This window comes from Intrasporangium sp., assembly GCF_030452765.1.
GTDB lineage: Bacteria > Actinomycetota > Actinomycetes > Actinomycetales > Dermatophilaceae > Intrasporangium_A.
Genome location: NZ_JAKDLO010000266.1, coordinates 1 through 4,473, shown reverse-complemented (window position 1 = coordinate 4,473; position 4,473 = coordinate 1). Strand labels below are relative to the sequence as shown.

At 66.4% G+C, this 4,473-nt stretch carries 8 protein-coding genes; 6 read left to right on the top strand and 2 right to left on the bottom strand.

What is annotated here, in order from left to right; genetic code table 11:
* Positions 1-33: 33 nt before the first annotated feature.
* On the bottom strand, positions 34-345 hold the full coding sequence (locus L0H79_RS20995; protein ID WP_301486610.1) for an aspartyl protease family protein: 312 nt from the start codon (positions 343-345) through the stop codon (positions 34-36).
* A gap of 205 nt (positions 346-550) precedes the next feature.
* Between L0H79_RS20995 and L0H79_RS20990 the strand changes: the two genes are divergently transcribed.
* Both L0H79_RS20990 and L0H79_RS20985 read left to right on the top strand, forming a co-directional pair.
* A complete protein-coding gene (locus L0H79_RS20990) occupies positions 551-1,171 on the top strand; it encodes a nucleotidyltransferase domain-containing protein (protein WP_301486609.1) in 621 nt (206 codons plus the stop codon).
* 3 nt (positions 1,172-1,174) lie between these two features.
* Positions 1,175-1,573 (top strand): hypothetical protein, encoded by a 399-nt coding sequence (locus L0H79_RS20985; protein ID WP_301486608.1) that lies wholly within the window; start codon positions 1,175-1,177, stop codon positions 1,571-1,573.
* A 442-nt stretch (positions 1,574-2,015) separates the two neighbouring features.
* Here the strand turns inward: L0H79_RS20985 and L0H79_RS20980 are convergent, their stop codons facing one another.
* Positions 2,016-2,411 (bottom strand): UPF0158 family protein, encoded by a 396-nt coding sequence (locus L0H79_RS20980; RefSeq protein WP_301486607.1) that lies wholly within the window; start codon positions 2,409-2,411, stop codon positions 2,016-2,018.
* A gap of 231 nt (positions 2,412-2,642) precedes the next feature.
* Between L0H79_RS20980 and L0H79_RS20975 the strand changes: the two genes are divergently transcribed.
* The 4 genes from L0H79_RS20975 to L0H79_RS20960 all read left to right on the top strand — a co-directional run bounded on the left by L0H79_RS20975 (position 2,643) and on the right by L0H79_RS20960 (position 4,373).
* Positions 2,643-2,870, top strand: a complete 228-nt coding sequence (locus L0H79_RS20975; RefSeq protein ID WP_301486606.1) for a hypothetical protein — start codon at positions 2,643-2,645, stop codon at positions 2,868-2,870.
* A gap of 6 nt (positions 2,871-2,876) precedes the next feature.
* Entirely contained in the window at positions 2,877-3,146 is a 270-nt protein-coding gene (locus L0H79_RS20970; RefSeq protein ID WP_301486605.1) for a hypothetical protein, read from the top strand.
* A gap of 372 nt (positions 3,147-3,518) precedes the next feature.
* On the top strand, positions 3,519-3,797 hold the full coding sequence (locus tag L0H79_RS20965) for a hypothetical protein (RefSeq protein WP_301486604.1): 279 nt from the start codon (positions 3,519-3,521) through the stop codon (positions 3,795-3,797).
* Between the two features lie 63 nt (positions 3,798-3,860).
* Positions 3,861-4,373, top strand: a complete 513-nt coding sequence (locus L0H79_RS20960) for a hypothetical protein (RefSeq protein ID WP_301486602.1) — start codon at positions 3,861-3,863, stop codon at positions 4,371-4,373.
* Positions 4,374-4,473: the final 100 nt, after the last annotated feature.

The window sequence follows — 4,473 nt, the reverse complement described above, 5'->3', positions numbered from 1 at the left end:
TACGCCAACGACGTCATCCCGCGTGCTTCGTAGTCACTCCAGCGGAGCCGCACCCAAGTCCATTGGCACGACATCGACTTCCACGGTGCCGACCTCGACATCTCCGAGGCGGCAGGAGACCGTCGACGTCCCCACAAACGACGTGGACATGCCGCTCGCACCAGCCGAGCCACGCTTGGCGCACCGACTGACGATCAAGCCGGACCGGTCCCTCAACTGCGTGCGAGCTGCCCCGGAGTCGAGCAGCGCGTCCAACTCGACGCCATTCATCTGCACGGTGACGAAGGGCAGAGACATGCGAGGATCATCCTCATCCACGAGAATGGCCAGCGACAGGTCGGTCATTGACCAACGCTATATTCGCGGCCCCGACACTTTCAGATCTCCACGGCAAAGGTGGACCAGCGAGTTCCTCCTCCAGCGGCATGAGAGCCCGCCGGTCGACCGGCGTCGCGGGCCAAGGTTTCAGAGTCCGTCCTACCAACGAGTCCAACAATAGTTGGGCTCGCCGTACTATTATCGGCAACGTCAGCGAGAGCGGAGGTGCAAGGTGCAGTTCTCGAGGCCGCTGGCGGTGGTCACGCCGACGCTGGACGGGCCCGTCCTGACGGCACTGGCTGTGGCGGACGGCCCGTTCACCACGGGGCAGCTGACCAGGATCCTCGGTCAGGGCTCGGAGGAGGGCATCCGCAAGGTGCTGCGACGGCTCACGGCCCAAGGGATCGTGTCGGCCGAACGGGTCGGTCCCGCATTCGCCTACCGCCTCAACCGGGCGCATCTTGCGGCGGAGCCGATCATCGCGCTGGCGGGGCTTCGCGGAACGTTCCTGACCCGGCTCGAGCGCCTGCTGGCCTCGTGGGCCCAGCCCCCGGCATACGCGGCAGTGTTCGGCTCTGCTGGTCGCGGCACCATGCGCCCGGACAGTCACATCGACCTGCTCCTGGTGCGCTCGCATGGCCCGCACGAGATGTGGGACGCACAGCTGGAACACCTGGTCAGTACGGCCAGCGGGTGGACGGGCAACGACCTGCGTCCGCTCGTCTACACGCTCACCGAGCTCGACGCCGCGCGAGGGGAGCCGGTCCTGCTCGATATCCTCGACAGCGGCATCACCGTGGCCGGCGAACGGTCCTGGTTCCAGCGCCGCGTACGGCCCCGAAGGGCCAGGTGACCCATGGGCACACGATCCTGCGCCCCCGAGGTCCGTCGCGTCCGACTGGCCAAGGCCGAAGGATTCCTCCAAGCCGCTGACGACGTCTCCCTCCTCGACGACAGCGGTCAACTACGCGACGCTGTCGTCACGCTCTACATCCATGCCGGCATCGCAGCCGCTGATGTCATCTGTTGCGCCCGTCTCGGCCTGCATGCCACCGGCGACAACCACGCCGAAGCCGTGGCCCTGCTCAAGAAGGCCGGCGCCGCCTCCCATCGACACCTGGCCACGCTGCTCGGACTGAAGACCAAAGCCGGATACAGCCACACCCCGGCCAGCAACGCTGACGTCAAGAAGGCAGCCCGGGCAGCGGGTCAGCTGGTCGACGAGGCCCGCGCCGAGACCCCCATGGGGTCCTGACCAAGACTCCAACAGGTCGCGCCCGACGGGGCCGGAGGTTCCGCGCAGATTCCGCCAGAACCGCCAACCCAGTGTCAAACAACCGAAGGCCCCGACCACCACTGAAGCGACCAATCCCAGTGCCAGTCAGCCGGATTCGGCGTCGTTGCAGGTCAGTAGCCATGCCGGGAGATGGCCGGCTCAGACCTCCTAAAGCGGGTGTCGCAGGTTCGAATCCTGCCGGGGGCACTTGAGCGGCCAGGGCTCTGACCTGCGACGATGCTGGAGGCAGGGCTTCCATCTCAGGAGCAAACGTGGGGGTTGAGACAGAATCAGCCCGGGGGTGTCAGAGGCGAGGAAACGGTGGTTTGTCCCCACATGGGCTGGGGGCGTAGCGGCGAAGTGGACGCACGGTGGCCGCGCGGCAGACGGGTCTCGTAGACCCCGTTGCGGGCAGCCGCCCTCAGGGGAGGGCGGGCTCCGGGTTGTCACTCGTGAACCGTTGCGCGGCTTCCTGGTCGACGAGTCCCTCGTCCGCCAGCCACTGGACCGCCCGGACTCGGGCCCTGGCATCACGCATAGCCTGCCAGACCGAGATCAGCTCGGGGTGGTGTTCATACACCTCGTTCTTGAAACGCCGGAATGCGCCCCTCCCCTGCAGCGACGCGCCCAGGCGTTCGCCAGCGGCGCGGTCGCTGATGCCCTCGGCGAAGTCGACCATGTCCTGGTACCACACGTGCGACGGGAGGGCATCGATGACGATCAGGTCCAGCTCGTCGATCTCGACCGGGTTCTCACCGTCGATGCCCGTGTCGCTGCTCCAGAAGCGACCTCGCCCGTGCGCGGATCGAACAGCCATCGATGCTCGTAGTCGGTCTGGTCCGCCAGCGCGGCGGCGATCTCCTCAACGTCGATGCCGTCCGGGTCGAGCACCCAGTCAGCGTAAGGCCCGAGTCCAGCGCCGCGGGCCGGTGACACCGTCGGCCGAGGCCGCCCCACTCGCGGCGAAGTGACGCATTCCTCAAGAGTGCTCGGGTCGCGGCAAGCACGGACGTTGACGATCTACTCGCCCACAAGTTAACTTGGTTGTGTGGACGACCCGATCATCGCCCAATCAGCGCTGAAGCACGGCTTGGACGAGGTCGAGATACTCCATGCGTACCGCAACCCCATCCGAGTCTGGGACCTCGGTGACGGGTTCACCATGATGATCGGTGCGAACGCCGCTGCGATCATCCTGGAGGTCGGCTACATCCATGGTGAGACGGCGGTCGTCATCGTTCACGCGATGCGGGCCAGGGAGAAGTTCTTGAGGTGATCAGTGATGCCACGCAGCGTTGAGGAGATCTTGCAGCATGCCGACGAGCTGGCGGCACGGTTCGAGAACTACGAGCCCGACCCGAGCGATGAGCTCGATCCGGCGGCGGTCACTGCGCTGCGCTCGGCCGTGCTGGAGCGCTCAGAGGCCGAACGCCACCTCATCGAAGCCGTGCGCCAGGCCCGCGCCGCCCGATTGTCATGGTCTGCGATCGGCGCCCTGGTCGGTACCAGCGGAGAGGCCGCTCGCCAGCGGTACTCCGGCAAGGTCGCCTGACCGTCACGCGGCGCTCTGACGCGGGTCGCTGCGCTAGCTCAGGGGCTGGCAGCTGTGAGAGTGCCAGCACCCCGATCGAGATCCGGTCCGGCAGCCGTTCCCCAGCCGCCCTTGTCTCACGAGTCGCTCCAGCCACACCCGGACCCTAGACCACATAGACACCAAAGTCACGGACATTGTGGGGCTCGTGGCCAGGACGTCGACGAAGTCGACCTGTCGAACTGTCCGCCAACCCACAGAGGCAAGGCACCGACAGAACGCGTCCTCGACGGCCTTCTCATCACCTTTCATGCCAGCATCCTCGTGGCAATCTCGCGCGGCCTCCAGCGCATCCCCGTGCGACGACGATGACTCTGCAGGCAGACTGCGTCCGTGGCAACGATCGAAGAGGTCTGGCCGAGGATCGAACGGCACGCCGGTCGCGAGTTCAAGACGGTGACCGGCCTCCGCTTCACCTATCGAGCGCCCGGACAGTTCATCCGGGTGACGCGTGAGGGGCGCGAGATCAACCGCGTCCTGTCTCGAACCAACTTCGCGAAGGCCCTGCCGAGCATGGCGGCGAGCAATCCGAGCCAGCTCAAGGGCCGGCAAGGATCCGCCTACGTCTGGGCAATCCTCATGGACCCGCGGATTCGCCAGTCTGACCGGTGACCCGGTTCTTCGCCAAGGCGACAGATCGGGGGGCGCAGTCACCACGTCATGCAGACTGGCCGCATGGAGTGGTCGAGAGTCGGGCTGACGGCGGCGGGATTCGAAGGCTTCGTGACGTTCAGGATGCTTCCCGAAGCGCGCAAGTGCCAGCCCGCCGGGGTCTACGTCGTGATCCGTGAGACTACCGACTCTCCGCGGTTCCGTGCCGTCAGCACGGCCGGATGGTTCAAGGGGAAGGACCCAGCCGTCGACATCGCGACACTCGAGCACGCCTGGGTTCCAGGTGCGTCAGTCCTCTACATCGGGAAGGCCTCGGCCGGAACTGCCGGCCGTCGCGGACTCGCCAAGCGCCTCAGCGAGTACCGACGCCATGGTGCGGGCGAGCCGGTGGGGCACTGGGGCGGTCGGTACATCTGGCAACTGCAGGACAGCGACGACCTTCTTGTCGCTTGGCGCGAGACCCCGGATGTCGACCCCGAAGATGTGGAGTCAGAACTCATCACCAGCTTCGTGACCGACTGGGGAAGCCGCCCGTTCGCCAACCGCAAAGCCGGTCGCGCCATCCGGCAGGGGTAGGTCTGCTCGCGGCGGTATGTCGCTGGCACGGGACGCGCGGAGGCGATGTTCGAGGGCATAGCGCCACAAGTCCCGATCGGGTGACTCACCCAATCCGATG